Here is a 24,115-nt window from a genome sequence, read left to right on the forward strand (position 1 = left end):
CAGATGACGAGCGGAAACTACTGCGCGGTCAGCGCCTTCTTCGCCCTGGCTGCCGCCTGCTCCTGACCTGACTGGGCAAGATCGTTCGCCGCTTTCAGCCAGCGCTGCTGATCGACGTTGGCCGGAATCTGGTCCGGCTTCTGGATCAAAACGGCCCAACCGCCTGCATTCTCGAGCGCCGACTCAAAGGCGCTGAACCCCATCAGCAACCGACGATCCATCCCGGTGCGCAGCAACACGGTCTGCTTCTGACGGTTGTAACCGGCAAGAATGGCGTATCGCGGCCCGGCCCAGAATGCCGAGCCTTCAGTAATGCGTACCATCACCGGATAACCGGCTGCGACCTGGGTCAGCAGCGCCGGCAATTGGCTGTCGAGGGGATAGACCACCATCCCGTATTCGCGGGCGAGGTTTTGCATGTTCTGCTGCAACCGGTCTTCGGCGCCCGGTAAATTCAGGGGCTTTTCGAGCAACCCCGGAGTTATCACGATGTCCTGTTGGGACAACAGGCTGGCCAGCACTTGAGGCCCGCTCTGATAACTTTGCCCACGGTAGAACGTACCGCTGAGTTCGACACGCTCCGGCAGACGCTTGATCTCAGGCGCTACGCTCCCCGCGCAGCCAGCCAGGCCGGCAACGCAGCCAACGATCAGTGCCAAAGATCGAATTCGAGAAAATACCCGCACCATCATCACTCTCTTGTTCAGACGCCAGGCGATCACGCAGCCGGCTTGGCCGTCGATCATAGGATGCCGCGCGACAGCGGTATAGCCTTAACCGGCAGTTGTTTGCATTTGATAGAGCGAACGGGTTGATGACAGGCGACCTTTGGTCAATAGCCTGAAACACAGCAACGGCTAGACTGTCCTTTACCAAGGAAGAGTGTGCGCCCGCGGCAGGGCAAAGAGGAGGCACTGATGAGCCTGACAATGACCATTGTGATGTTGATTTCCGGCTGGCTGGCAGTGGCCGCCGCCATGTTGTGGGGCGTTTTGCGCATTACCCGTCGGCACCATCACCACCCGATTCAATCGGCGCCCGCGGCCAAAACCGATAAACCGGCTACACACCCCATCACCGCGCACTGACTGGCGCTTTTCAGTCGTACAAACAAAAAACGGCCGCCTGGACTCTCGCGAGTTCAGGCGGCCGTTTCGTTTATCGGCGATTAAGCTTCTGCGGCAACGCGCCTCTGTTTGGCCCGCCGCGACAGCATGTTCAAGCCTTCGATCGTCGCCGAGAACGCCATGGCCGCGTAGACATAGCCTTTCGGTACGTGGGCGCCGAAACCTTCGGCGATCAGCGTCATGCCGATCATGATCAAGAAGCCCAGCGCCAGCATCACCACCGTCGGGTTGTCGTTGATGAACTTGGCCAACGGGTCAGCAGCCAGCAACATCACCAGGACCGACACCACCACCGCAATGATCATGATCGGCAAATGCTCGGTCATGCCGACGGCGGTAATGATGCTGTCGATGGAGAACACCATGTCGAGCATCAGGATCTGACCGATGGCGGCGGCAAAGCCCAGGGTCACGGTCGAGGTGGCCGACGTCGCATCTTCCGGCGACGGGTCCATGCTGTGATGAATCTCGGTGGTCGCCTTCCACAACAGGAACAGGCCGCCGGCGATCAGGATCATGTCCTTCCAGGAGAACGCGTGGCCGAGAATGTCGATCACCGGTTCAGTCAACTGGACGATGAACGCGATGGTACTCAACAGCGCCAGGCGCAGGATCAACGCCATGCCGATACCAATGCGCCGCGCCTTCTGGCGATGCTGCTCGGGCAGCTTATTGGTGAGGATCGAGATGAAGATCAGGTTATCGATGCCGAGCACGATTTCCATCACCACCAACGTGGCCAGGGCGACCCAGGCGGTGGGGCTTGCAGCGAGTTCTAAAAGGTATTCCATGGGTCAGTCCTGACTCGTTGTAGACGGTTTAGATTTCCTGGGACGAAGAGTCGGTTTTGCCCGTCTCTTTGGCCGGTTGTTCTTTCTTGCTGATCAGGCCACTCGTGGCCTCGCTCAACGCTTGTTCGGCGGCTTTGTGGGTATCGTCGATCGCCTGTTTGGCGCTTTCGGCGGCCTTGCCCATCAATTGCTGAGCACTTTTCTCGGCCTGGTCGCAACCGGCCAACACCAGTAAAGAGGTGATCAGCAGCGCGGTGGTTTTAAGCTTCATGATGCTTTCCTCGATAGAACAGACAGAACCGAAAGGCAATCCGTCGATAGCGAGGCAGTCTAAAGAGGCAAATACTTCAGGAAAATTCGTATTTTCAGCGGTTATACTTCGGTTTTTACGAATCCATAGCAAAACAGACGCTACGGGGAACATGAATGCTGAATTATCGACAGCTGCATTATTTCTGGGTGGTGGCCAAGACCGGCAGCATCGTGCGCGCCTGCGAGCAGTTGAACCTGACACCACAGACCATCAGCGGGCAGATTTCCCTGCTCGAACAAACCTATGGCATTGAATTGTTTCGCCGGGTCGGGCGGCAGCTGGAACTCACCGAAGCCGGGCGTCAGACCCTGCCCTACGCCGAGCAGATGTTTCAACTCGGGGGCGAGCTGGAGCTGATGCTGCGGGCGCAGCCCAATGAGCAACAGATTCTGTTTCGGGTGGGCGTCGCCGATGTGGTGCCCAAATCCATCGTCTATCGCCTGATCGCGCCGACCATGGAGTTGAGCGAGCCGCTACGCATCACCTGCCGCGAAGACAAACTGGAACGATTGCTCGCCGACCTGGCGATTCAACGCCTCGACCTGGTGATTTCCGACAGCCCGATGCCCTCGCATCTGGACATCAAGGGCTACAGCCAGAAGCTCGGCGAATGCGGTATCAGCTTCTTTGCCACCGCTGAATTGACGGCGCGATACGGCCAGGATTTCCCCCGCAGCCTGCACGGCGCCCCGTTGTTGATTCCCGGGCCGGAAACCGTGGTGCGCAGTCGCTTGCAACGCTGGTTTGCCGAACAGCAGATTCAGCCGCGAATCGTCGGTGAGTTCGACGACAGCGCTTTGATGCAGGCCTTCGGCCAATCCGGTAGCGGGATTTTCATCGGCCCGAGCGTGATTGCCGACGAGGTGAAACGCCAATGCGGCGTGGAGTTGATCGGCCAGACCGACGCGGTGCGCGAGTCGTTTTATGCCATTTCGGTGGAACGCAAGGTCAAGCACCCCGGCATTGTCGCCATTACCGAAGGTGCCCGACGCGAGCTGTTCACCGAGATGTGAAGCCTCAGGCGCAGATTTCGCGAGGTTTGAAGGTCATCAGCGCCATGGCCAGGAGAATCGAAACCAGGATAAAACCGGCTGCGGCGAAACCCAGTCCGCCCAGGCCCACACTGTCGATCACCCGGCCGCCAACCATGGCGCCCAGGCCGATCCCGAGGTTGGCCCCGGCAATGTTCAACGACGCCGCGAAGGCCGGCGCTTCAGGTGCCGCCTTCATCAACCGCACATGACTGACCAGGAACAACGCCGCCTGGGTCACCCCCCAAATCCCCATCGCCGCCGCCAGCCCCAGCGGCGAGTGAATGTTCGGCACCAGCGTCACCATGCCGGCAATCATGAACGCGCAAAACGTCATAGAAGCGATCAGCGGGTGACGATCCACCGCGCGACCGCCCAGCGAGTTGCCGATCAGCCCGACCGCGCCGAAGCCCATCAGACACCAGCCGACCACGGTGCCGTTGAAACCGGCGAGGCGTTCAAGAATGTCGGCCAGGTAGGTGTAGGCGGTGAACATGCCGCTAAACACCAGGATCGACAGCAGAACATGACCCAGCATCAGCGGGCTGCGCAAGATCTTGAATTGCGAACGAAAACTTACCTGATGCTGGTGCAGGCTGGTTTTCGGCAAATAGATAAACAGCAGCAGCGCCTTGGCAAACGCAATCACCGCCAGAATGCCGAAAGCACTGCGCCAACCGAACGCATCGGAAATCAACGTGCCGACCGGAATGCCGAATACGGTGGCGCAGACGATGCCGAAACCAATCTTGGCAATCGCCCGCCCGGCGTAGTCCGGCCCGACGATGTCCACCGCGGTTTCACTGGCCAACGCCCAGAACACCGGCAACCCCAGCGCCGGAATCAACCGGGCAATGGCCATCACCCAAATGTTCGGCGCAAACGCCGCCAGCGTGTTGGCCAGGCCGAACATGATCAACACGCTGATGAACAGTTTGCGCCGTTCAAACCTTGCGAAATACGCTGTCAGGAACGGCCCGAACGCGGCCACGGTGAACGCAAACAGGGTCACCAGCAAACCCGCTTGAGGGATGCTGACGTCCAGGTCACGGGCGATTGCCGGCAACAGGCCGACGATGATGAATTCCGTGGTCAGCACCGTGAAACCGGCGGCGGACAACAGAAGAATGGGCAACAGCATGCAGAACTCCAGGAAAACGACGACACCAGCGACAGCCCGAAGGCCCACTGGCAGAACTAGAAAATGAGGATGGCGAAGCTTAACAGAGTGTTTCCAAACGAAGTTGCACGAACCTGCAAATCGCGTTGAACAATCGGGTGGCAGATCGTCACAGGTCTGAAGGATCGCGGCTACGCTGTGATAAAGTCCGCGACCCGCGAGATTGACACCTTGCTCATCGGCCATTGATTGGCATTGATGTGGCGACCCCTTCGGTTCCCTCCATGTAGCCTGCCCGGCTTTTTGCTGCATGAGCCAAGGAACCCTGCACCCTAATAAAATCAGAGATACCGTTATGACCGCTTCATCCCCTTCTCTTTTGCAACGCCTGAAACGCAGCAGCCTGGTCACGCAAATCATCATCGGCCTGATCGCCGGGATTGCCCTGGCCCTGTTCGCGCCTGAGGTGGCGAAGTCCACCGCCTTCATTGGCAAAGTATTCGTGTCGGCGCTCAAGGCTGTCGCGCCGATTCTGGTGTTCGTGCTGGTCATGGCCTCGATTGCCAACCATAAGCACGGCCAGGAAACCCATATCCGGCCGATCCTGTTTCTGTATCTGCTGGGCACCTTCGCCGCAGCCGTGGTTGCAGTGATCGCCAGTACGCTGTTTCCGTCGAGCCTGGTGCTGTCGACCCAGGACGTTGCGGTCACCGCGCCGGGCGGCATCAGCGAAGTGCTGCAAAGTCTGTTGCTGAGCGTGGTCGATAACCCGGTCAGCGCACTGATGAACGCCAACTTCATCGGCATTCTGGCGTGGGCGATCGGCATGGGCATTGCGATCCGCCATGCTGGCGAGACGACGCGCGAAGTGCTGGGCGACCTGTCCAATGGCGTGACCGTGATCGTGCGCCTGGTGATTCGCTTTGCGCCGCTGGGGATCTTCGGTCTGGTGGCTTCGACCCTCGCCACTTCCGGTTTCGGCGCATTGATCGGCTATATGCACCTGCTGGCGGTGCTGCTGGGCTGCATGCTGTTCGTCGCGTTGGTGATGAACCCGGTCATCGTGTTCTGGAAACTGCGCCGCAACCCGTATCCGCTGGTACTCACCTGCCTGCGCGAGAGCGGCATCACCGCCTTCTTCACCCGCAGCTCGGCGGCGAACATTCCGGTCAACCTGGAATTGAGCAAACGCCTGGGCCTGCATGAAGACACCTATTCGGTATCGATCCCGCTCGGCGCGACCATCAACATGGCCGGCGCGGCGATCACCATCACTGTGCTGACCCTGGCCGCCGTGCACACCCTGGGCATCGCCGTGGATATTCCGACGGCCATTCTGCTCAGCGTCGTCGCGGCAATTTGTGCCTGTGGCGCCTCGGGCGTGGCGGGCGGTTCGTTGTTGCTGATTCCGCTGGCGTGCAGCCTGTTCGGCATCCCGAGCGAAATCGCCATGCAAGTGGTGGCGGTCGGCTTCATCATCGGTGTATTGCAGGACTCGGCGGAAACCGCGCTGAACTCCTCCACCGACGTGCTGTTCACCGCGGCGGCTTGCCAGGGTGAAGAGTTGAAGGCGCAGCGTTTGGCGTAAACGCACCGACGAAAACGAAAAAGCCCGCCAAGGCTTACACCTTGGCGGGCTTTTTTGTACCTGGGTGGTTTAGAACGCGCCCATGTAATCGCGCTTGCCCACTTCCACACCGTTGTGACGCAGCAGCGCGTAGGCGGTGGTGACGTGGAAGAAGAACTGCGGCAGACCGTAGCTCAGCAGGTAAGCCTGGCCAGTGAAGCGCTTCTCTTTAGGGGTGCCAGGACGGGTCACGATTTCGATGCCTTCCTTGCCGTTGATTTGCTCGGGTTTGATCTCGCCGATGAAGGCCAGAACCTTGGCGATCAACGCTTGCAGTTCGGCGAAGGTGGTTTCGGTATCGTCGTATTTCGGCAGTTCGATTTCAGCCAGACGCGCCGAAACACCCTTGGCGAAATCAACGGCGATCTGCACCTGACGCACCAGCGGGAACATGTCCGGGTACAGACGGGCCTGCAGGAATGCGTTCGGGTCGATGTTTTTCGCGGTAGCGTGGGCTTCGGCCTTGCTCAGGTTGTTGCTCAGGGCGTTGAGCATTTGCTGGAAAACCGGAACGGATGCGGCGTACAGGGAAATAGTCATGGCAGTCTCGTGTGGTGACGGGAGTAAAAAACGTGGAGCGATTATAGCCATGCCGGCGCGCCCTGCGACTTGTCTTTTATCCAGCAAGGATTAGGCTAGGCGGCTCGACTGCCTAGGGAAAAGCGCGATGAGCACTGAACAAGAGACGACCTTCGACGAACCGCGGCTCAACAGCACGGAAATCCGCATTTTGGGCTCGTTGATCGAAAAACAGGCCACCAGCCCGGAAACCTATCCGCTGACCCTCAATGCCCTGGTGATTGCCTGCAACCAGAAAACCAGCCGCGAACCGGTGATGAACCTCAGCCAGGGCCAGGTTGGCCAGAGCCTGCGCGCCCTTGAAGGTCGCGGCTTCACCCGGCTGGTGATGGGCAGCCGTGCCGACCGCTGGGAACATCGGGTCGACAAGGCGCTGGAACTGGTGCCGGCCCAGGTGATTCTGACGGGGCTGTTGTTCCTGCGCGGTCCGCAGACGGTCAACGAACTGCTGACCCGCAGCGGCCGCATGCATGACTTCGAAGATGCCGAACAAGTGGTGCATCAACTGGAGCGCTTGATCGCCCGAGGCCTGGCGCTGTTGATCCCGCGCCAGGCCGGTCAGCGCGAAGATCGTTACATGCATGCGCTGGGTGATCCGGCGGATATCGAAGCGATCCTCGCGGCCCGACAGAATCCGGTGGAACGTGGCACCGGTGGCGGTGTGTCGGTTGAGCGAATCGAAGAGCTTGAAGCGCGAATCGCGGCACTGGAAGAACGCCTGGCGCGCCTCGAATAACCCTTCCCGATGTACCGACTTCCCTGTGGCGAGGGAGCTTGCTCCCGTTCGGCTGCGAAGCAGTCGAAAGGCCGGCAAACTCGGTGTGCTGACTGCTTTGGGGCCGCTTCGCGACCCAACGGGAGCAAGCTCCCTCGCCACAGGTCCAACCGATAATCGGAATTCAGCTCCGGGCAAACGCCACGGCTTTCTGAAACTGCTCATCGGTCGGACGCACGCCGGTGTACAACACGAACTGCTCCAGCGCCTGGATGGCAATCACTTCCAGCCCGGTGATCACCCGTTTGCCTTCGGCACGAGCACGCACGATCAGCGGTGTTTCCGAGGGAATCGCCACCACATCGAAGACCGTTTCAGCGGCAGCGATGGCTTCAGGGGGAAACGCCAGTTGATCGGCTTCCGGGCCACCGGTCATGCCGATCGGCGTGACGTTGATCAGCATCTGCGGGCGTTGAGCACCCAGTTCCGCCTGCCATTGGTAACCCAGCGATTCGGCCAGGGCACGCCCGGCGCGTTCGTTACGGGCCACGATCAAGCCGTTTTTGTAGCCGCCATCGCGCAAGGCACTGGCCACGGCCTTGGCCATGCCGCCGCTGCCGCGCAGGGCAAAGGTCGAATCCTTGGGCACCTGGTGGGTTTCGAGCAACTGGGCGACGGCGATGTAATCAGTGTTGTAGGCCTTGAGGTGGCCGTTGGTGTTGACGATAGTGTTGATCGATTGAATAGCCTCGGCCGATGCATCCAGCTCATCGACCAGCGCGATGCAGGCCTCCTTGAACGGCATCGACACGCCGCAACCGCGAATACCCAACGCACGAATGCCGCTGACAGCCCCCGTCAGGTCCTGGCTGCTGAAGGCTTTGTAGTAAAAATTCAGCCCCAGTTGTTCGTACAGATGATTGTGAAACCGCAGGCCGAAATTGCCGGGACGGCCCGAGAGTGACATGCACAACTGGGTGTCTTTGTTGGGGTTCATCTGCATCCGAATCTCCTTCAGTAGCACTTTCAGATGGACGGAATTAACAATTCCACCGGATTGTGGTCGATCATAAGGGTATGTCTGTACCAGACAGCACCGTAAAGAAACCGGTACAGACCTTACACAAAATTTACCCAACGGCTGTGCTGATTTTCAAAAAATTGCTGTCTTAGAAGTATCCCCGCGACAACTTGTGTCTATTGCAGACCCAAGCGCCGGGTCGAAGAACCGAGGACTTATCATGATCCGTAAAATCCCCACAGTAGCCTTGCTGATCGGTGCTCTCGCTATCGCAGGGCAGGCAGAAGCAGGTGGTCGTGGCTGGGAAGGTCCGGCTGTGTTTGGTGCGATCGTCGGCTCGGCAATCATCGGCTCGGCAATTATCGGCCGCGACCGGCCGGTGTATGTAGAGCAACCGGTTTACGCTCAGCCTCAACCGGTTTACGTACAGCCACCGCCCGTTTACTACCAACCGGCGCCGGTCTATGTCCAACAACCGATGTACTACCGCCCGGCACCGATTTATTACGGTCCACCACGCGGCTACTATGGCCCACCGCGCGGCTACTATGGCCATCCCCATGGTTATTACCGTGACGACCGCTGGTAACAGACTCATCAGGCCCCGCCTCAACAGCGGGGCCTTTTTTGTGGCCGCAAGGCGAACGGAGTCTGAATAAATCTCGTCAAGGTCGCTGTCGGGACAGTACCGGCAGGTAAAGTCGGTCATATTTATGTCATGACAGGCCCGCAAGCTTGATCTGTCCATAAACAACAGGTTGATAAAAACAAGGACGACCTCATGCCCACACAAAACCCGCACCGCATTGTCGGCTTGTGCACATCCAGCAAGGCGTACAACGCACTGACCGAGCTCAAGCACCTGGAAGGCCATCGCAGCGCCAAGTTTCTCTCGCTGCTGGCGGAAAACCTGGTGCGCAAAGGCCTGCTCAATGAACAGGAAGTCGTGCATATGCTCGATCAAGTCGTGGACTGATCGCCAACACTCACTGGCATCAATGACGACTATCGAAAGCGTTGATTTTCCACTCAAGCGTCCGATCCGTAAGGTAACCCCACAGATTGATGGAGGTACTTATGGCTCAGGTTCAGATTATGTCCGTTATCGGCAGCGCCGTTCCCGCACCGCTCAGAGCACTGGGATTGCTTGCCTGCTGGTATCTCGTACAGGACGGCGAACCGATCAGCGGCCCGCTCACTTCGCTTCCCGACGCCCAAGCCCTGTCGCAACGTATCGGCTCAGGCCAGCTCAACGCTTAAGGCAGCTGAACCCGCTGTTTGGTATCGACGAAAATCGCCCAGCTCGACATAAACAACGCGGCAATCAACGGGCCGATGACAAAACCGTTCAGGCCGAAAATCGCCAGGCCGCCCAGGGTCGAGATGAGAATCAGGTAGTCAGGCATTTTGGTGTCCTTGCCCACCAGAATCGGTCGCAGGATATTGTCCACCAACCCGATCACGAACACCCCGAACAACGCGAGCACCGCGCCCTGCCAGATCGCACCGCTGAGCAGGAAATACGCCGCCACCGGCACCCAGACGATACCCGCCCCCACCGCCGGCAACAGCGACAGGAATGCCATCAACACCGCCCAGAGCAGCACGCTCGGGATATCCAGAAACCAGAAAATCAACCCGCCCAACGCCCCTTGCGTGATCGACACCAGCAAACTGCCCTTCACCGTGGCCCGCACCACCCGATTGAATTTGAGTTGCAAGCGACGCTTCTGGTTATCTTCCAGCGGTATCGCCGCGCGCACTTTGCGCGCCAGTTCAGACCCGTCCCGCAGAAAGAAAAACAGCAGATACAGCATGATGAAAAAACCCACCACGAAATCGAACGTCCCCTGGCCAAAACTGAACGCCTGGGACGCCAGAAACTGACTGCCTTGCATCATGCTCTTGATGATTTTCTCGCGAAGCCCACTCAGTTCACCCATGCCGAAACGATCGAGCAAGTGCTGAAAGTACGGCGGTAAGCTGTGTTTGAACTGCGACACATGCCCGGCAATGTCCAGTTCGCCGCTTTCGATTCGGCCATAAAGCGCCGCACCCTCCTGAACCAGCAAGGTACTGATGATGATTACCGGCAGGATCGCAATCAGCACACATAGACTCAAGGTGCACAGGGCCGTCAGGTTGCGTGACCAACCGAATCTCAGCTGCAACTGATGCTGCAAGGGCGCAAACAGAATGCCGAGGATGGCCGCCCAGAACACCGCACCGTAGAACGGCAGCAGAATCCAGACGAAGGCAACGGTCACCACAGCCAGCAAGACCATCAGCGAAGTGTTCTGGAGCTTCGTTTCGTTCATGTCCGGTCCATGCCAATGCGCAGAGGCGAAAATTCGCGTCCTTATGTTTAGTCCGCCACGGTTGGCGCGAGTGCCATCTGTTTGTTGGTCAAGCATAGATCCAGATCAATAAACCCCGCGTGCAGGCCGCTTACCCTTGCCGGCTTTTGCGATCGACACTGCCATGACTTGCGCCATGCCACTCATCCCCCCGGAACTGCTCGCCCCTGCCGGCACCCTGAAAAACATGCGTTATGCCTTCGCCTACGGCGCCGATGCGGTATACGCCGGCCAACCGCGCTACAGTCTGCGGGTGCGCAACAACGAATTCGATCACGCCAATCTCGCGCTCGGCATCAGCGAGGCCCAGGCTCAGGGCAAGCGCTTTTATGTGGTGGTCAATATCGCCCCGCACAACGCCAAGCTGAAAACGTTCCTCAAGGATCTGGAACCGGTGATCGGCATGGCGCCGGACGCGCTGATCATGTCCGATCCCGGCCTGATCATGCTGGTGCGCCGGCACTTCCCGCAAATGCCGATCCACCTGTCGGTGCAAGCCAACACAGTGAACTGGGCCAGCGTCGAGTTCTGGCAGCAACAGGGCTTGAGCCGGATCATCCTGTCCCGCGAACTGTCGCTGGAAGAAATCGCCGAAATCCGCCAGCACGTCCCGGCGATGGAGCTGGAAGTGTTCGTACACGGCGCGTTGTGCATGGCCTATTCCGGGCGCTGCCTGTTGTCGGGCTACATGAACAAGCGTGACGCCAATCAGGGCAGCTGCACCAATGCCTGTCGCTGGAAATACTCGGCGACACCGGCCAGCGAAAATCAACTGGGTGAAATCGTCCAGCACCACTCACCCGAACCGACCCTGGGCCTCGGCACGCCGACCAATCAGATGTTCCTGTTGCAAGAGGCCAATCGCCCCGGCGAACTGATGCCGGCATTCGAGGATGAACACGGCACGTACATCATGAACGCCAAGGACCTGCGCGCCGTCCAGCACGTCGAACGCCTGACACAGATGGGCGTGCACTCACTGAAAATCGAAGGCCGGACCAAATCGCATTTCTATTGCGCGCGCACCACCCAGGTTTACCGCCGCGCGATTGATGATGCGGTGGCTGGCCGAGTGTTCGATCGCAGCTTGATGACTGATCTGGAGTCCCTCGCTCAGCGCGGCTACACCGAAGGTTTTCTGCGCCGGCACGTGCATGACGAATACCAGAACTACCAGAACGGCAGCTCGGTTTCAGAGCGCCAACAGTTCGTTGGGGAGTTGACCGGTGAACGCCGCGACCGGCTGGCCGAGGTACGGGTGAAGAATCGTTTTGGCCTGGGCGATCACATGGAACTGATGACGCCCAAGGGCAACTTCCACTTCGACCTGCATCAACTGCAGAACCTCAGGGGCGAGGTGATTGAAGTGGCGCCTGGGGATGGGCACACGGTGTATTTGCCGATTCCGGATGCGGTGGATTTGCGTTATGGATTGCTGATGCGCGATATAGCGCCCCTGTAGGAGCGAGGCTTGCCCGCGAAGAACGATGACGCGTAATACCTGAAAAAACGCGGTGTATTCTTCGCGGACAAGTCGGATCGCCGCACTGCTCGCTCCTACGCACTGACGAATCAGCTGCCGCCCGCCGAAAAGCGGTCGCGGCTGTTGGTCAGGTGCAACCACATGGCTGCCCGCGCAGCATCCGGATCCTGGCGCTTGATGGCGTTGAGAATCGCCTCGTGTTCGAGGTTGGCGAGCTGCCCCAGCTTGCTCAAGTCCGCTGACCCGCGCTCGGCGGCATTGACGCGGGTGCGGGGAATCATCGCATTGCCCAAGTGCTGCATGATCTCTGTGAAGCATACATTGCCGGTGGCTTCGGCGATCAGCAGGTGGAAACGTTTGTCGGCCTCGACGCAGCTGTCATTGTTGGCCAGCAAACTTTGATAGTCATCCAGCGCTTCACGCATCTGCGCCAATTGCTGATCGGTACGACGCACCGCCGCCAGCGCGGCGGCCTGGGTTTCCAGGCCCATGCGCAACTCCAGAATGCTGCGCACCCCCAGCGCGGTATCGACATTCAGCCGCAACCCCTGCTCCGGTGCGCGCTCGATGACAAAGGTGCCGATACCGTGACGGGTTTCCACCAGCCCAGAAGCCTGCAATTTCGAAATCGCCTCGCGCACCACCGTACGGCTGACCCCATGCTCCTGAACAATCGAGTTCTCCGACGGCAGCTTGTCCCCCGGCAGCATCTGGCCGAGCAGGATGCTCTGGGTCAGCTTGGCCACCAGATCATGGGCCAGGTTGTGAGCGCGCTTGCGGGCGGGTGCGTCGATGTCTTCTTGCATGGTGATTATCCGTAAAACAGGGCTATCCGGATCGTAGCACCGGAATCGATTGGAATCCCCAGAAAACAGCCTCAAGCTTGTATGACAACACTCAACAAATTGACCACTCGAACACTATCACAACCCCACACCCGACCCAAAAAGGCATAGAAAACACCCGATAAATAGCCATTTTATTGGAGTACAGTGCTTGTCGAATCAAAAAAACCAGTTGTATGATGTCTATCAACAACGCTACGCCCAGCCACACCCCGCATAAAAATAACGAGTGGGAGAAAAACAAGTGAATACATCCATATCCGGGATGAACGATGGCGCCGATTCGGTCCTGAAGTCCGCCATCTCAAAAGTGAAACGCCACGTCCTGCCGCTGTTCGTGATCATGTTCATCGTCAACTACATCGACCGGGTGAACATCGGCTTCGTCCGCGCCCACATGGAACATGACTTGGGGATTGGCGCTGCCGCCTACGGCCTCGGGGCCGGTCTGTTCTTCATCGGGTACGCGCTGTTCGAAGTGCCCTCCAACATCCTCCTGCAAAAAGTCGGCGCGCGAATCTGGCTGACCCGCATCATGCTGACTTGGGGCCTGGTGGCCGCCTGCATGGCGTTCATCCAGAACGAAACCCACTTCTACATCCTGCGTTTTCTGCTCGGCGTGGCTGAAGCCGGGTTCTTTCCCGGGGTGATCTATTACTTCACCCGCTGGTTGCCCGGTGTGGAACGCGGCAAGGCGATTGCGATCTTCCTCAGCGGCTCGGCGATTGCTTCGCTGATCTCCGGCCCGCTGTCGGGGCTGCTGCTGCAAATCAACGGTTGGGGCATGCACGGCTGGCAGTGGATGTACTTCATCGAGGGCATGTTCTCGGTCGGGTTGTGCGTGTTCGTCTGGTGCTGGCTGGACTCCAAACCCCACGACGCCAAATGGCTGACCCTGGCTGAACAGGACGCGCTGGTCAAAGCCATCGATGACGAACAACTGGCCCGCGAAGCCGCGACGCCGATCAAACCGTCGCTGGGCACACTGCTCAAGGACCGCCAGATCATCCTGTTCTGCCTGATCTACTTCTTCATTCAATTGACCATCTATGCCGCGACCTTCTGGCTACCGAGCATCATCAAGAAAATGGGCGACCTGAGCGACATCCAGGTCGGCTTGTTCAACTCGATTCCGTGGTTGCTGTCGATCGTCGGCATGTACGCCTTTGCCTCACTGTCTGGCAAATGGAAGCACCAGCAAGCCTGGGTCGCCACTGCCCTGCTGATCGCTGCGGCGGGAATGTTCATGTCCACCACCGGCGGGCCGATCTTCGCCTTCGTTGCGATCTGCTTCGCCGCATTGGGTTTCAAATCGGCTTCGTCGCTGTTCTGGCCGATTCCCCAGGCGTACCTGGATGCGCGGATCGCTGCCGGCGTGATCGCGCTGATCAACTCGGTGGGCAACCTCGGCGGCTTCGTGGCGCCGACCACCTTCGGTTTGCTGGAAGAGCACACCGGTTCAATCCAGGGCGGGCTCTACGGCCTGGCCGCTACCTCGATCATCGCCGCGATCATCGTTTTCGCCGCGCGCAATAAACCGAAACCCGCACCGGCCGTTGCACTGGGCAAACCAGCGCCGAATCACGCTTGAATATTGGTTGAAAGGACAAAAAAATGAACCCACAAGAAGCCGCAAAAGCCCCGATCATCACCAGCATGCAGGTTGTGCCGGTGGCCGGCCACGATGGCATGCTGCTCAACCTGAGCGGCGCCCATGGCCCGTTCTTCACCCGCAATATCGTGATCCTCAAGGACAACGCCGGTCACACCGGCGTCGGCGAAGTACCCGGTGGCGAGCGCATTCGCCAGACCCTGGAAGACGCGCGCGCACTGGTGGTCGGCAGCCCGATCGGCACCTACCAGAAGATCCTCAATCAAGTGCGCCAGACCTTCGCCGATCGCGATGCCGGCGGTCGCGGTTTACAGACGTTCGACCTGCGCATCACCATTCACGCGGTCACCGGCCTGGAAGCGGCCCTGCTCGACTTGCTTGGCCAGCACCTGGACGTGCCGGTGGCCGCACTGCTCGGCGAAGGCCAGCAACGCGATGAAGTGAAGATGCTCGGCTACCTGTTTTACGTCGGTGATCGCAACGAAACCGATCTGGCTTATCGCGATGAACCGGATGCCGACAATGACTGGTTCCGCGTACGTCACGAAAAAGCCATGAGCGCCGACGCCGTGGTGCGCCTGGCGGTCGCCGCTCACGCCCGCTATGGCTTCAAGGACTTCAAACTCAAGGGCGGCGTGTTGAGCGGTGACGAGGAAATCGAAGCGGTCACGGCCCTCGCCGAGCGCTTTCCCGATGCGCGCATTACCCTCGATCCGAATGGCGCCTGGTCGCTCAAGGAAGCGATCCGCCTGTGCCGGGATCAGCATCATGTTCTGGCTTATGCCGAAGACCCTTGCGGGGCGGAAAACGGTTACTCGGGCCGCGAAGTCATGGCTGAATTTCGTCGTGCCACGGGCCTGAAAACCGCGACCAACATGATCGCCACCGACTGGCGAGAAATGGGCCACGCGATCCAGCTACAGTCGGTGGACATTCCTTTGGCCGACCCGCACTTCTGGACCATGCAGGGCTCGGTGCGGGTGGCGCAGATGTGTCACGAGTGGGGCCTGACCTGGGGCTCGCATTCCAACAACCACTTCGATATTTCCCTGGCCATGTTCACCCACGTCGCGGCCGCCGCGCCGGGCGAGATCACAGCCATCGACACCCACTGGATCTGGCAGGACGGCCAGCGCCTGACCCAGTTACCGCTGCAAATCGTCGACGGCTGCGTGAAAGTACCGAAAAAACCTGGCCTGGGGGTTGAGCTGGACATGGATCAACTGGCCAAGGCCCATGAGCTGTACCAAGGCATGGGGTTGGGCGCGCGGGATGACAGCATGGCGATGCAGTTTCTGATTCCGGGATGGAAGTTCGATAACAAGCGGCCGTGCCTGGTGCGCTAAACCTCTGGAAACACCGCTCCCACAAGGAGTGGTGTTCACACTATTGCATCTGGGCTGCTTGCAGCAGCCAGCCCCGGAACGCCGCCATCGCCGACGTTTCGGGACGCGACTGCAAGCGGGTCAGCCAGTAGCTGCCGGTGGTGATCCCGATGGCGAACGGTTGCTCGATTGCGCCCGCCGCCAGTTGCCGGGCAAACATCAGCGGCGGCGCCAATGCCACTCCTGCACCTTGCAACGCAGCCTCCATCATCGCCAGCGAGGAATCGAAGACGATGCTTCGGGGCAGCACGGCATGGGCCGAAAGACCGGTCGCCTGAAACCACTCCGGCCACTCATCCGTGCGATAGGAGCGCAACAGTGTTTGCTGCAACAGATCCTCTGGCGCCTGCAATTGCCGGGCGATCTCCGGCACACAGAGCACCGACAGTGGTGCCTCGATCAACCGCACCGCTTCAATCCCATGCCACGCCCCCGCGCCAAAGCGGATGGCGTAATCCAGGCCTTCAGCGGCCACGTCCACCCGGTTGTTATTGGTCGACAGGCGCAAATCTATGTACGGATGTTTCTTCTGAAAATCCGCCAATCGCGGCAACAGCCAACCGACCGCGAACGTCCCCACAGCGCCCACCGTCAACACTTCACGAAAATGTCCACCCTCGAAACGCTCCAGGGTTTCGGCAATCCGGTCGAAGGATTCGCGCAACACCGGCAGCAGGGTTTCACCTTCGCTGGTCAGCATCAGGCCGCGGGGCAGGCGTTTGAACAAAGTCACGTTAAGCTGAGCCTCAAGGCTTTTGACCTGATGACTCACCGCCGCCTGCGTGACGCACAACTCCACGGCCGCCCGGGTGAAACTCAAATGGCGCGCCGAAGCCTCGAAAGCGCGCAGCGCATTCAGCGGCAAATGAGGTCGAATCATGCCAGCCCCCAAAATTTTCTAATGGCTCATCCGAAATATCGTCGTTTGCCGGTCTTCGCCAAACTGCCTAGATTTGGCTCGCCCAACAGCGGACCGCCTTGAAAAACCGCTCGGAGTGTAGCGGTTAACACCACGAACAATCATGGACAGCGTCTCAATCATGCGTAAAAAAAATCAGAAGAAACTCATATCCTACAGCGCTTTCGCACTTCTCCTCGGTGCCAGCCACAGCTTTGCTGACGAGCGCATCGAAACCATCGTTAAAGCCGCCATCGAACCGGTGATGCAGCAACAGAAGATCCCCGGCCTCGCGATCGCAATCACCGTCCATGGTCAGCCGCATTACTTTAACTACGGTGTGGCCTCGAAAGAAAACGGTAAAGCCGTCACCGAAAACACCCTGTTCGAGATCGGTTCGGTGAGCAAAACCTTCACCGCCACCCTCGCCGCCTATGCCCAGGCGAGCGGCAAACTGTCCTTGTCGGACAACGCCAGCCAGGTACTCCCGGCCTTGCACGGCAGCGCGTTCGATAACATCAGCGTGCTGCAACTCGGCACCTACACCGCCGGCGGTCTGCCCCTGCAATTCCCCAGCGAGGCAGACCATCAGGACAAGATGCTCGGCTATTTCAAGCAGTGGAAACCCACCTACGCCGCCGGCACTCATCGCCAGTATTCAAACCCCAGCCTCGGGTTGTTCGGCTATCTGGCGGCCCAAAGCATGGGGGTGCCGTTCGATGAGCTGATGGCAAAAACCTTGTTGCCGAAACTCGGCCTCAAGCACAGCTACCTCAAGGTGCCGCAGGATCAGATGGCGCTTTACGCCCAGGGTTACAGCAAGGATGACAAGCCTGTGCGGGTCGAGCCGGGTGCGCTGGATTCCGAAGCGTACGGCGTGAAAACCAGCGCCGCGGACCTGCTTCGCTATGTTGAGGCGAACATGAATCCCGCGTCGCTGGAAAAGCCTTTGCAGCAAGCCATCGCCAGCACTCACACCGGGTATTACCGGGTTGGCGAGATGACTCAAGGGTTGGGATGGGAGCTCTACAATTACCCGGTGACGCTCGACACCCTACTGGCCGGCAACTCGTCGCAGATGGCATTTGAGGCCCATGAAGTCCGGTGGCTGACCCCGCCACAACCTCAACGCGACACCGTGCTGATCAACAAAACCGGCTCAACCGGCGGCTTTGGCGCCTACGTCGCTTTTATCCCGGCGAAGGACATCGGCATCGTGATCCTGGCCAACAAAAACTACCCGAACCCGGAGCGGATCAAAATCGCCTACCAGATTCTGAGTGCGCTGACCAAATAGCCGAGGGCGACGCCCCGTAGCAGCTGCCGAGCCTGGAAATCATTGGCCGGATTGGCACAGAACCTGTGGCGAGGGAGCTTGCTCCCGCTGGGCTGCGCAGCGGCCCCAAACCAGTCACCGCGGTACATCAGATAGGCCTAGGGTGCAGGGTTTACGACTGCTACGCAGCCGAACGGGAGCAAGCTCCCTCGCCACAATGGATCACCAAGTTTCAGATTTCCGTTGGTAAACAAAATGGGCGACCTGTTGAGGTCGCCCATTTTCGTTACTGCATTTAAATCTGTGCCTGCAATCGTCGCCCGATCACATCCATCAAATCACAGCCGTCGCGCAGCGGAATCGCCAGCACCCGCGCGAAGTCCTGCAACAGCAATGCATCGCGGCTGATCCCCTCGCCGATGGAGAGGGTTTCCAGTAGTTGAGTCACGCTTCTGATGCGGTAGGCCGCCGTGTCATGCAACACATCCACAGGTGCTTCGGTATCAATCAGCAACGACGGGATTTTGCAGTCGATGCCCGTTATCGGCATGTATCGAGCCATAACTGAACCTCCCTGATCAATGTTGAGTGCCTGGCTGAACTGCAGTTGCGCCTTCGGGCGGATCGATAGTGTCCAGTGCGCGGTTCACCAACAATTCGGCGACTACCGCCAACTGCTGAATCGTCAGCGCCACGTTGCGGTTGGAGCTTTCCAGCTTGCAGGCCAGATCGGTGATCAGGACATTCAGGGACGCGAGGGTTTCGCAGGCGTGGCTTAGCAGGGTTTCTGTGTGGACACCGGGGACGATGGTGAAGATGTGGCTGATCGGGTCGGCGCGCCTGGGGTTACGTAAGCGAGCGCTGATGGCGGGTTCGGTCACTTCGGAAAGTTCGACGGGATCTAGGGAATCGTCATCGGCTTGGGTTTCGGGAGGGTTAGGCGTTTGTTTCTTCATATGGGAAGTACTCTGTTGAGTTTCAGGGGGAGCTACCCATCTCACTTCCACATGAGGGTGGCAGCTGTACGCAGGTGTGGAAGACCAGGGAAACTCACCAAAACCCGGCGCACCCGAAGGTGCTCCCGCGCACAGCCGCCATAACGCGGCAATGTTGACATAAAAAATGTCGCCATGCGCTTTACAAGCGTTGGTAAGTATCTCTGACCACGGACTTCCACATCCGACCACTGATTTTGCAGCGGCAGAAGAAGGTTATCCGGGCAGTCGACGGGGCGATAGTTCATGGAATGCGCTACGTCTTGCAGGAAATGTCCGACGCAAACGAAGGCGCAGACTTAACGTCCTAGGACGCCCCAATTCCGTAGCAGCTGCCGAGCCTGGAAATCATTGGCCGGATTGGCACAGAACCTGTGGCGAGGGAGCTTGCTCCCGCTGGGCTGCGCAGCGGCCCCAAACCAGTCACCGCGGTACATCAGATAGGCCTAGGGTGCAGGGTTTACGACTGCTGCGCAGCCGAACGGGAGCAAGCTCCCTCGCCACAATGGGTCACCAAGTTTCGGATTTCCGTTGGCAAACAAAATGGGCGACCTGTTGAGGTCGCCCATTGGGGTAAGCCTTCTCACCACTACTCAGCTCAATTCAATCATCCGGCTGCTCAGCCGGCTTGGCGGGCTTCGCCGGTTTGCCTTTGGTGCCTTTAGCACCTTTGACCGGTGCGACTTCAGCCACCGGCGCTGGCACCGGTACTGTTGCTTCCTTCTCGGCCGTCGGCAGCTGGTCGACGGTGTTGAATATCTCTTTCAACTCGACCGCATCCGACTGCTCAAGCTTCTTTTCGCCATCCTTGCCGATCAGGATGATTTTGCTCTTCGCCCCGGCGCCCAGCTTGAGTGAGCGGATCAACGCCATCGTCGATTGCGGGTCGAGGTCTTTGCCGTCCCGTTGGCCCATCGTATTGATCACGGTGTACAGCACCATGTTTCGATCGGTGAAACCCTTGTGGTTGGCAGAGTCGTCCAGTGACTTTTTCAGGTTGAGCCAAACCGGGTCCACCGAACTGGGCGCGATGACTATCAGGGGACGAGCCCGGCCCACGTCTTTAACCAGAGGGGAATCGTCATCGGCGGCAAATGAAGGACCGACGAAAGCCAACAGGGTAGCCAGGGTCAAAGACCTGATGAGCATGCGCATCTCCTTTTGATATCCACGCTCTAATGATTGCGCATCGCGGTGATCGTTCCGGGCGATGCACCGCGATTGTGTTCCGCCTTGCCCAAGCTTAGGTCAGGGCGGTCATTGCGCAACAGCCTGAGCTAATCTCATAGCTGATTCATCGTGAGGGTTTATCCATGAGCGCTCAGCTGAACCACACCATCGTCTGGTGCCGTGACAAACAGGTTTCGGCACGCTACCTGACCGACCTCCTCGGCCTGCCCGATCCCGAGCCGTTCGGGCCGATGCTGGTGGTCAAGTTTGATAACGGGGTGTCGCTGGATTTCTACAACAACGACCCGCCCATCGCGTCCCAGCACTATGCGTTCTTGATTGGAGACGACGACTTCGATGCGGCCTTCGCTCGCCTGCAGGCGATCAAGCAGCCGTGGTGGGCCGACCCCGGTAAGCAGCGGCCCAACGAGATCAACGATTACGCCGGTGGCCGGCGGGTGTATTTCGATGACCCGGACGGGCATCTGCTGGAGTTTTTTACTCGGGAAGCGGTATCGGATCAGAACGCCAGTTTATAGCCGATCAGCACCAGCATCGTGGCCAGGCACGGACGCAGCAGTTCGTCGGAGATGCGCCCGGTCAAATGGCTGCCCAGGTAAATCCCTGGCAGCGAACCGACCAGCAAGAAGCCCAGGACGTGCCAATCCATATTGCCCATGCTCGCGTGGCCCAGGCCGGCGACCAGGGTCAGGGGCACCGCGTGGGCGATTTCGGTGCCGACCAGGCGACGAGTGGGCAGCAGCGGATACAGAATAAACAGCGCAACGGTGCCCAGGGCGCCAGCGCCGATGGAGGTCAGGGCCACCATGGTGCCTAGCACCAGACCGGTGATCACGGTCAGTGCATTCAACCGGGAACCGCTGGGGTTGTAGTGACCGCCCGCCCGTTTGTGAGCGAAATCGAGCAAGCGTTTCTTGAAGAAAATCGCCAGCGCCGTGGCGAACAATACGAAGCCCAGCGCCTGTTTGATGACGGCGTTCATCGCCTCGGGCGAGGTCTGCAAAGTGCTCAGGAACCACAGCGTCAGGGCTACCGCCGGCACGCTGCCGAGGGTCAACCAACCGGTGATCGCCCAGTCGATGTTCTTGTTCTTGCGATGAACCAGCACACCACTGGATTTGGTAATGGCCGCGTACAGCAAATCCGTGCCCACCGCCGTGGCCGGGTTAACGCCGAACCACAGCAGGATTGGCGTCATCAACGAACCGCCCCCAACACCGGTCATGCCGACAATAAAGCCGACCACCAGACCCGCTACGACCAACCCGAAATTACCGAAATCCATTAATACGCCCAGAAATTCGCAGGAAACAAACCGGTCAGCAGCATAGCGATTTTTCTTATAACCACATATATCGATGCGGTCTATCGTTATGCCAATTCACCGATTTGAAACAGCGACTCCCCACTCAATACCAACCCCACAAGAATTGCGCTTTATCCGACATCTCACTGCACCGGCAAAAAATTCAGGAACAGCAGACTCTGGGCGTAGTTCAGGCCGATCCGCCGGTACCGCTCATCGAGCATCTGGGTCAGCAGGTCCAGTCGCGCGACGATTTTGCCGAACTCCACGGCAAAACTCAGGTTGCTGCCCTCCTCCGAAATTTCATTGGAGAACAGCAAAGGCTCGCCTTGCCTGTTTTGCCGTTGGCTCAAGATCCAGGTGGCTTTTTCGATGTTGCGCGCGGCATTGCTGACGAAGGTCGGGTTGAGCGCATCCGTCATGTAGAACTCCAGCCGATTGCCATGGGCCGTCACCAGCATGCTGCCAATCGCATAGATGAATGCGCCGACCCGGTCACCGAGGAATTCCGGGCTCATGGCGAAGCTCAGCGCCGCGAGGTCTTTTTTGCCGCCGAGGGTGGGCAGCGGCTCTTGCTGTTCGATGGCCATGCGCACCTGCTTTTCTGCGGTACCAACATCGAGGAAGCCGGATTTTTTCAGCTCCTGCGGGTTGCGCAGGTAGAGCTTGTTCATCAGCAGGTAGAGGCTTTCGAGGTTGTCGCGCATCGTCAGGGTCGCCATGCGGTCGACGCTGGTCTGGAGGAATTCCTGGGGTTTGCCATCGCGAAACTGGCTGATGACATCGTTGCCCGGCTGATGGCTGCAACCACTGGCGAGGAGCATCGACAGGCTAATCAGCAGCAAGCAATGACGGCGAATGTGCAGAGTAAAACGGGGTAAAACTCGAGCCATGGGTTCTTGAACTTGGGCATGGGCCGGCAGTGGGGATCGCCGCGGGCTGGCCAAGGATAGAACCGTGAAAGCTGAAAAAGTGCAGTGCCGGTGGTCCGTAAGCTCTGGTCACCATGAAAGCGATCTCTTATTAGTCATACTTTTAATTGCAAAGCTCGAGACATAAGCTATAAATCCTTCCTTGATCGCACTTAAACACGATCATTAGTATGACTACTTCTTAAAAACAACAAAAAGGAAGGTCAACCATGCTTCAATCCCGACACCTGCTCTCCGGCCTCGGACTGTCCCTGATGATCGCCACCCTCTCCGCTCACGCCACTGGCTTGTCCAGCGAACAAAAAGCCTTCGGCAAAACCAATGACGGCACGCCCGTCGAGCAATACATTTTGCGCAACAGCCACGGCCTGCAGGCCACGGTCATTACTTACGGCGGGATTCTCCAGTCGCTGAAAGTGCCGGATAAAAACGGCAAGCTCGACGATGTGGTGCTCGGTTTCGACGACGTGCAGGGTTATCAAAGTGGCACGGCGTTTTTCGGCGCGACCATCGGCCGCTTCGGCAATCGCCTAGCCAACGGCGCCTTCGAGCTGGATGGCAAGCGCTTTCAAGTGCCGCTCAACGACGGCAGCAATTCGCTGCACGGCGGGGCTCAAGGTTTCGACAAGCGGGTGTGGAAAGCCGAACCGAGCAAGGGCAAGGATTCGGTGGGCGTGACGCTGACGTACCTGTCGTCGGATGGCGAAATGGGTTTCCCCGGCAACCTGAAAACCGAGGTCACCTACAGCCTCACCGAGAACAATGAGCTGCGCATCGACTACAAGGCCAGCACCGATAAGCCCACGGTGCTGAACCTGACCAACCACAGCTATTTCAACCTGGCCGGCGCGGGTAACGGCGATGTGTTGAAGCAGTTGGCGACCTTGCACGCCGCCCGTTACACGCCAGTCACCGGCAAACTGATCCCCACCGGTGAACTGGCCCCGGTCGCCGGCACGCCCATGGACTTCACTCAACCGACCGCCATCGGTCAACACATCAAGGCCGATCACCCACAGTTGAAATTCGCCGAACCGAAACAAGGCGGTTTTGACTTCAACTGGGTGCTGGACGCCAAGGGCGACCTGGGCAAACTCGCCGCCGATGTCAGCGATCCGCAATCCGGCCGTCGCTTGCAGCTCTACACCACCGAACCTGGCGTACAGTTCTACACCAGCAACTTCCTCGACGGCTCGGTCAAGGGCAAGGCCGGCAAGATTTACCCGCATTGGGGTGCCTTTACTCTGGAAACCCAGCATTATCCGGACTCGCCGAACCAGCCGAGCTTCCCGTCCACGCGGCTGGATCCGGGCAAGACCTATGCCCAGACCACCGTGTTCAGGTTCTCCGCCCGGTAGATCAAAAGATCGCAGTTTTCGGCAGCTCCGGGGGGCTGGGTACACCCGTGATATCGCGGGTGTGCCCCGCCCTCGCAGGAGCTGCCGCAGGCTGCGATCTTTCATGATGACGACGGAACCACCCTGCTATTTTGCTGCCAACTGTAGTATCGA

Annotated in this window: 27 protein-coding genes; 13 read left to right on the top strand and 14 right to left on the bottom strand. The window is 58.9% G+C overall.

The features are described from left to right. Positions 1-17: 17 nt before the first annotated feature. A complete protein-coding gene (locus LOY28_RS19615; protein WP_018925417.1) occupies positions 18-746 on the bottom strand; it encodes a hypothetical protein in 729 nt (242 codons plus the stop codon). A 171-nt stretch (positions 747-917) separates the two neighbouring features. Here LOY28_RS19615 and LOY28_RS19620 point away from each other — a divergent pair, with 171 nt between their 5' ends. Continuing rightward, complete coding sequence (locus LOY28_RS19620; protein WP_019020874.1) at positions 918-1,088, top strand: hypothetical protein; 171 nt, start codon at positions 918-920, stop codon at positions 1,086-1,088. An 80-nt stretch (positions 1,089-1,168) separates the two neighbouring features. Here the strand turns inward: LOY28_RS19620 and LOY28_RS19625 are convergent, their stop codons facing one another. Continuing rightward, positions 1,169-1,918: a TerC family protein gene (locus LOY28_RS19625; protein ID WP_258612393.1), complete on the bottom strand. Its 750-nt coding sequence runs from the start codon at positions 1,916-1,918 to the stop codon at positions 1,169-1,171. Between the two features lie 28 nt (positions 1,919-1,946). Next, positions 1,947-2,189 (bottom strand): hypothetical protein, encoded by a 243-nt coding sequence (locus tag LOY28_RS19630; protein ID WP_007940414.1) that lies wholly within the window; start codon positions 2,187-2,189, stop codon positions 1,947-1,949. Between the two features lie 155 nt (positions 2,190-2,344). Between LOY28_RS19630 and nhaR the strand changes: the two genes are divergently transcribed. After that, the gene (gene nhaR / locus LOY28_RS19635; RefSeq protein ID WP_018925414.1) at positions 2,345-3,244 is read left to right on the top strand and encodes a transcriptional activator NhaR; all 900 of its coding nucleotides are present in this window, start codon (positions 2,345-2,347) and stop codon (positions 3,242-3,244) included. Between the two features lie 4 nt (positions 3,245-3,248). Here nhaR and LOY28_RS19640 read toward each other — a convergent pair whose 3' ends face one another. Next, entirely contained in the window at positions 3,249-4,403 is a 1,155-nt protein-coding gene (locus tag LOY28_RS19640) for an MFS transporter (RefSeq protein ID WP_138867944.1), read from the bottom strand. 334 nt (positions 4,404-4,737) lie between these two features. On the opposite strand from LOY28_RS19640, the gene sstT reads away from it, so the two are divergent. Then, a complete protein-coding gene (sstT, locus tag LOY28_RS19645; RefSeq protein ID WP_064618915.1) occupies positions 4,738-5,970 on the top strand; it encodes a serine/threonine transporter SstT in 1,233 nt (410 codons plus the stop codon). A 69-nt stretch (positions 5,971-6,039) separates the two neighbouring features. Here sstT and LOY28_RS19650 read toward each other — a convergent pair whose 3' ends face one another. Then, entirely contained in the window at positions 6,040-6,549 is a 510-nt protein-coding gene (locus LOY28_RS19650) for a DUF1993 family protein (protein ID WP_019579999.1), read from the bottom strand. Between the two features lie 127 nt (positions 6,550-6,676). Between LOY28_RS19650 and LOY28_RS19655 the strand changes: the two genes are divergently transcribed. Continuing rightward, complete coding sequence (locus tag LOY28_RS19655) at positions 6,677-7,324, top strand: YceH family protein (protein WP_018925410.1); 648 nt, start codon at positions 6,677-6,679, stop codon at positions 7,322-7,324. Between the two features lie 163 nt (positions 7,325-7,487). Here LOY28_RS19655 and LOY28_RS19660 read toward each other — a convergent pair whose 3' ends face one another. Continuing rightward, positions 7,488-8,306, bottom strand: a complete 819-nt coding sequence (locus tag LOY28_RS19660) for a shikimate 5-dehydrogenase (protein ID WP_018925409.1) — start codon at positions 8,304-8,306, stop codon at positions 7,488-7,490. Positions 8,307-8,544: 238 nt separating this feature from the next. On the opposite strand from LOY28_RS19660, the gene LOY28_RS19665 reads away from it, so the two are divergent. From LOY28_RS19665 to LOY28_RS19675, 3 genes are all read left to right on the top strand, one after another. Then, a complete protein-coding gene (locus LOY28_RS19665; protein ID WP_018925408.1) occupies positions 8,545-8,913 on the top strand; it encodes a hypothetical protein in 369 nt (122 codons plus the stop codon). Between the two features lie 192 nt (positions 8,914-9,105). After that, positions 9,106-9,300 (top strand): hypothetical protein, encoded by a 195-nt coding sequence (locus tag LOY28_RS19670; RefSeq protein ID WP_258612394.1) that lies wholly within the window; start codon positions 9,106-9,108, stop codon positions 9,298-9,300. A gap of 101 nt (positions 9,301-9,401) precedes the next feature. After that, the gene (locus LOY28_RS19675; RefSeq protein WP_018925406.1) at positions 9,402-9,584 is read left to right on the top strand and encodes a hypothetical protein; all 183 of its coding nucleotides are present in this window, start codon (positions 9,402-9,404) and stop codon (positions 9,582-9,584) included. On the opposite strand, the gene LOY28_RS19680 is transcribed toward LOY28_RS19675, so the two are convergent. Beyond that, the gene (locus LOY28_RS19680) at positions 9,581-10,642 is read right to left on the bottom strand and encodes an AI-2E family transporter (protein ID WP_258612395.1); all 1,062 of its coding nucleotides are present in this window, start codon (positions 10,640-10,642) and stop codon (positions 9,581-9,583) included. The two genes, LOY28_RS19675 and LOY28_RS19680, sit on opposite strands and share 4 nt — an antisense overlap. 175 nt (positions 10,643-10,817) lie before the next feature. Between LOY28_RS19680 and yegQ the strand changes: the two genes are divergently transcribed. Further along, positions 10,818-12,143: a tRNA 5-hydroxyuridine modification protein YegQ gene (yegQ, locus tag LOY28_RS19685; protein ID WP_258612396.1), complete on the top strand. Its 1,326-nt coding sequence runs from the start codon at positions 10,818-10,820 to the stop codon at positions 12,141-12,143. Positions 12,144-12,253: 110 nt separating this feature from the next. On the opposite strand, the gene LOY28_RS19690 is transcribed toward yegQ, so the two are convergent. After that, positions 12,254-12,970 carry a FadR/GntR family transcriptional regulator gene (locus LOY28_RS19690; RefSeq protein ID WP_007940425.1) on the bottom strand — a complete coding sequence of 239 codons (717 nt, stop codon included), beginning with the start codon at positions 12,968-12,970 and terminating at the stop codon, positions 12,254-12,256. A 283-nt stretch (positions 12,971-13,253) separates the two neighbouring features. Here LOY28_RS19690 and LOY28_RS19695 point away from each other — a divergent pair, with 283 nt between their 5' ends. Beyond that, complete coding sequence (locus LOY28_RS19695; RefSeq protein WP_026286354.1) at positions 13,254-14,600, top strand: MFS transporter; 1,347 nt, start codon at positions 13,254-13,256, stop codon at positions 14,598-14,600. 23 nt (positions 14,601-14,623) lie between these two features. After that, positions 14,624-15,967 carry a glucarate dehydratase gene (gene gudD, locus LOY28_RS19700; protein ID WP_258612397.1) on the top strand — a complete coding sequence of 448 codons (1,344 nt, stop codon included), beginning with the start codon at positions 14,624-14,626 and terminating at the stop codon, positions 15,965-15,967. Between the two features lie 40 nt (positions 15,968-16,007). Here the strand turns inward: gudD and LOY28_RS19705 are convergent, their stop codons facing one another. After that, the gene (locus LOY28_RS19705) at positions 16,008-16,886 is read right to left on the bottom strand and encodes a LysR family transcriptional regulator (RefSeq protein ID WP_258612398.1); all 879 of its coding nucleotides are present in this window, start codon (positions 16,884-16,886) and stop codon (positions 16,008-16,010) included. A gap of 160 nt (positions 16,887-17,046) precedes the next feature. Between LOY28_RS19705 and ampC the strand changes: the two genes are divergently transcribed. Then, the gene (ampC, locus tag LOY28_RS19710; protein WP_408981050.1) at positions 17,047-18,201 is read left to right on the top strand and encodes a class C beta-lactamase; all 1,155 of its coding nucleotides are present in this window, start codon (positions 17,047-17,049) and stop codon (positions 18,199-18,201) included. A 274-nt stretch (positions 18,202-18,475) separates the two neighbouring features. Here ampC and LOY28_RS19715 read toward each other — a convergent pair whose 3' ends face one another. The 3 genes from LOY28_RS19715 to LOY28_RS19725 all read right to left on the bottom strand — a co-directional run bounded on the left by LOY28_RS19715 (position 18,476) and on the right by LOY28_RS19725 (position 20,324). Next, entirely contained in the window at positions 18,476-18,742 is a 267-nt protein-coding gene (locus LOY28_RS19715; RefSeq protein ID WP_007941174.1) for a hypothetical protein, read from the bottom strand. Positions 18,743-18,758: 16 nt separating this feature from the next. Continuing rightward, positions 18,759-19,136, bottom strand: coding sequence for a DUF6124 family protein (locus LOY28_RS19720; RefSeq protein WP_018930331.1), 378 nt, complete (start codon positions 19,134-19,136; stop codon positions 18,759-18,761). 642 nt (positions 19,137-19,778) lie between these two features. Further along, positions 19,779-20,324, bottom strand: coding sequence for a DUF4174 domain-containing protein (locus LOY28_RS19725; protein ID WP_018925399.1), 546 nt, complete (start codon positions 20,322-20,324; stop codon positions 19,779-19,781). A 164-nt stretch (positions 20,325-20,488) separates the two neighbouring features. Here LOY28_RS19725 and LOY28_RS19730 point away from each other — a divergent pair, with 164 nt between their 5' ends. Next, on the top strand, positions 20,489-20,884 hold the full coding sequence (locus LOY28_RS19730; protein ID WP_258612400.1) for a VOC family protein: 396 nt from the start codon (positions 20,489-20,491) through the stop codon (positions 20,882-20,884). Here the strand turns inward: LOY28_RS19730 and LOY28_RS19735 are convergent. Further along, a complete protein-coding gene (locus LOY28_RS19735) occupies positions 20,866-21,651 on the bottom strand; it encodes a sulfite exporter TauE/SafE family protein (protein WP_018925398.1) in 786 nt (261 codons plus the stop codon). The two genes, LOY28_RS19730 and LOY28_RS19735, sit on opposite strands and share 19 nt — an antisense overlap. A 164-nt stretch (positions 21,652-21,815) precedes the next feature. After that, positions 21,816-22,565, bottom strand: a complete 750-nt coding sequence (locus tag LOY28_RS19740) for a hypothetical protein (RefSeq protein ID WP_026345722.1) — start codon at positions 22,563-22,565, stop codon at positions 21,816-21,818. A gap of 248 nt (positions 22,566-22,813) precedes the next feature. On the opposite strand from LOY28_RS19740, the gene LOY28_RS19745 reads away from it, so the two are divergent. Continuing rightward, complete coding sequence (locus LOY28_RS19745) at positions 22,814-23,962, top strand: aldose epimerase family protein (protein WP_111454109.1); 1,149 nt, start codon at positions 22,814-22,816, stop codon at positions 23,960-23,962. Positions 23,963-24,115 lie beyond the last annotated feature (153 nt).

Origin of the sequence: Pseudomonas sp. B21-017, assembly GCF_024749245.1 — a bacterium.
Lineage (GTDB): Bacteria > Pseudomonadota > Gammaproteobacteria > Pseudomonadales > Pseudomonadaceae > Aquipseudomonas.

Excerpts from the sequence above, each read along its gene's own strand:
- LOY28_RS19615 (WP_018925417.1), bottom strand. The coding sequence starts at position 746 with ATGATCGACGGCCAAGCCGGCTGCGTGATCGCCTGGCGTCTGAACAAG.
- LOY28_RS19620 (WP_019020874.1), top strand. The coding sequence starts at position 918 with ATGAGCCTGACAATGACCATTGTGATGTTGATTTCCGGCTGGCTGGCA.
- LOY28_RS19625 (WP_258612393.1), bottom strand. The coding sequence starts at position 1,918 with ATGGAATACCTTTTAGAACTCGCTGCAAGCCCCACCGCCTGGGTCGCC.
- LOY28_RS19630 (WP_007940414.1), bottom strand. The coding sequence starts at position 2,189 with ATGAAGCTTAAAACCACCGCGCTGCTGATCACCTCTTTACTGGTGTTG.
- nhaR (WP_018925414.1), top strand. The coding sequence starts at position 2,345 with ATGCTGAATTATCGACAGCTGCATTATTTCTGGGTGGTGGCCAAGACC.
- LOY28_RS19640 (WP_138867944.1), bottom strand. The coding sequence starts at position 4,403 with ATGCTGTTGCCCATTCTTCTGTTGTCCGCCGCCGGTTTCACGGTGCTG.
- sstT (WP_064618915.1), top strand. The coding sequence starts at position 4,738 with ATGACCGCTTCATCCCCTTCTCTTTTGCAACGCCTGAAACGCAGCAGC.
- LOY28_RS19650 (WP_019579999.1), bottom strand. The coding sequence starts at position 6,549 with ATGACTATTTCCCTGTACGCCGCATCCGTTCCGGTTTTCCAGCAAATG.
- LOY28_RS19655 (WP_018925410.1), top strand. The coding sequence starts at position 6,677 with ATGAGCACTGAACAAGAGACGACCTTCGACGAACCGCGGCTCAACAGC.
- LOY28_RS19660 (WP_018925409.1), bottom strand. The coding sequence starts at position 8,306 with ATGCAGATGAACCCCAACAAAGACACCCAGTTGTGCATGTCACTCTCG.
- LOY28_RS19665 (WP_018925408.1), top strand. The coding sequence starts at position 8,545 with ATGATCCGTAAAATCCCCACAGTAGCCTTGCTGATCGGTGCTCTCGCT.
- LOY28_RS19670 (WP_258612394.1), top strand. The coding sequence starts at position 9,106 with ATGCCCACACAAAACCCGCACCGCATTGTCGGCTTGTGCACATCCAGC.
- LOY28_RS19675 (WP_018925406.1), top strand. The coding sequence starts at position 9,402 with ATGGCTCAGGTTCAGATTATGTCCGTTATCGGCAGCGCCGTTCCCGCA.
- LOY28_RS19680 (WP_258612395.1), bottom strand. The coding sequence starts at position 10,642 with ATGAACGAAACGAAGCTCCAGAACACTTCGCTGATGGTCTTGCTGGCT.
- yegQ (WP_258612396.1), top strand. The coding sequence starts at position 10,818 with ATGCCACTCATCCCCCCGGAACTGCTCGCCCCTGCCGGCACCCTGAAA.
- LOY28_RS19690 (WP_007940425.1), bottom strand. The coding sequence starts at position 12,970 with ATGCAAGAAGACATCGACGCACCCGCCCGCAAGCGCGCTCACAACCTG.
- gudD (WP_258612397.1), top strand. The coding sequence starts at position 14,624 with ATGAACCCACAAGAAGCCGCAAAAGCCCCGATCATCACCAGCATGCAG.
- LOY28_RS19705 (WP_258612398.1), bottom strand. The coding sequence starts at position 16,886 with ATGATTCGACCTCATTTGCCGCTGAATGCGCTGCGCGCTTTCGAGGCT.
- ampC (WP_408981050.1), top strand. The coding sequence starts at position 17,047 with ATGCGTAAAAAAAATCAGAAGAAACTCATATCCTACAGCGCTTTCGCA.
- LOY28_RS19715 (WP_007941174.1), bottom strand. The coding sequence starts at position 18,742 with ATGGCTCGATACATGCCGATAACGGGCATCGACTGCAAAATCCCGTCG.
- LOY28_RS19720 (WP_018930331.1), bottom strand. The coding sequence starts at position 19,136 with ATGAAGAAACAAACGCCTAACCCTCCCGAAACCCAAGCCGATGACGAT.
- LOY28_RS19725 (WP_018925399.1), bottom strand. The coding sequence starts at position 20,324 with ATGCTCATCAGGTCTTTGACCCTGGCTACCCTGTTGGCTTTCGTCGGT.
- LOY28_RS19730 (WP_258612400.1), top strand. The coding sequence starts at position 20,489 with ATGAGCGCTCAGCTGAACCACACCATCGTCTGGTGCCGTGACAAACAG.
- LOY28_RS19735 (WP_018925398.1), bottom strand. The coding sequence starts at position 21,651 with ATGGATTTCGGTAATTTCGGGTTGGTCGTAGCGGGTCTGGTGGTCGGC.
- LOY28_RS19740 (WP_026345722.1), bottom strand. The coding sequence starts at position 22,565 with ATGGCTCGAGTTTTACCCCGTTTTACTCTGCACATTCGCCGTCATTGC.
- LOY28_RS19745 (WP_111454109.1), top strand. The coding sequence starts at position 22,814 with ATGCTTCAATCCCGACACCTGCTCTCCGGCCTCGGACTGTCCCTGATG.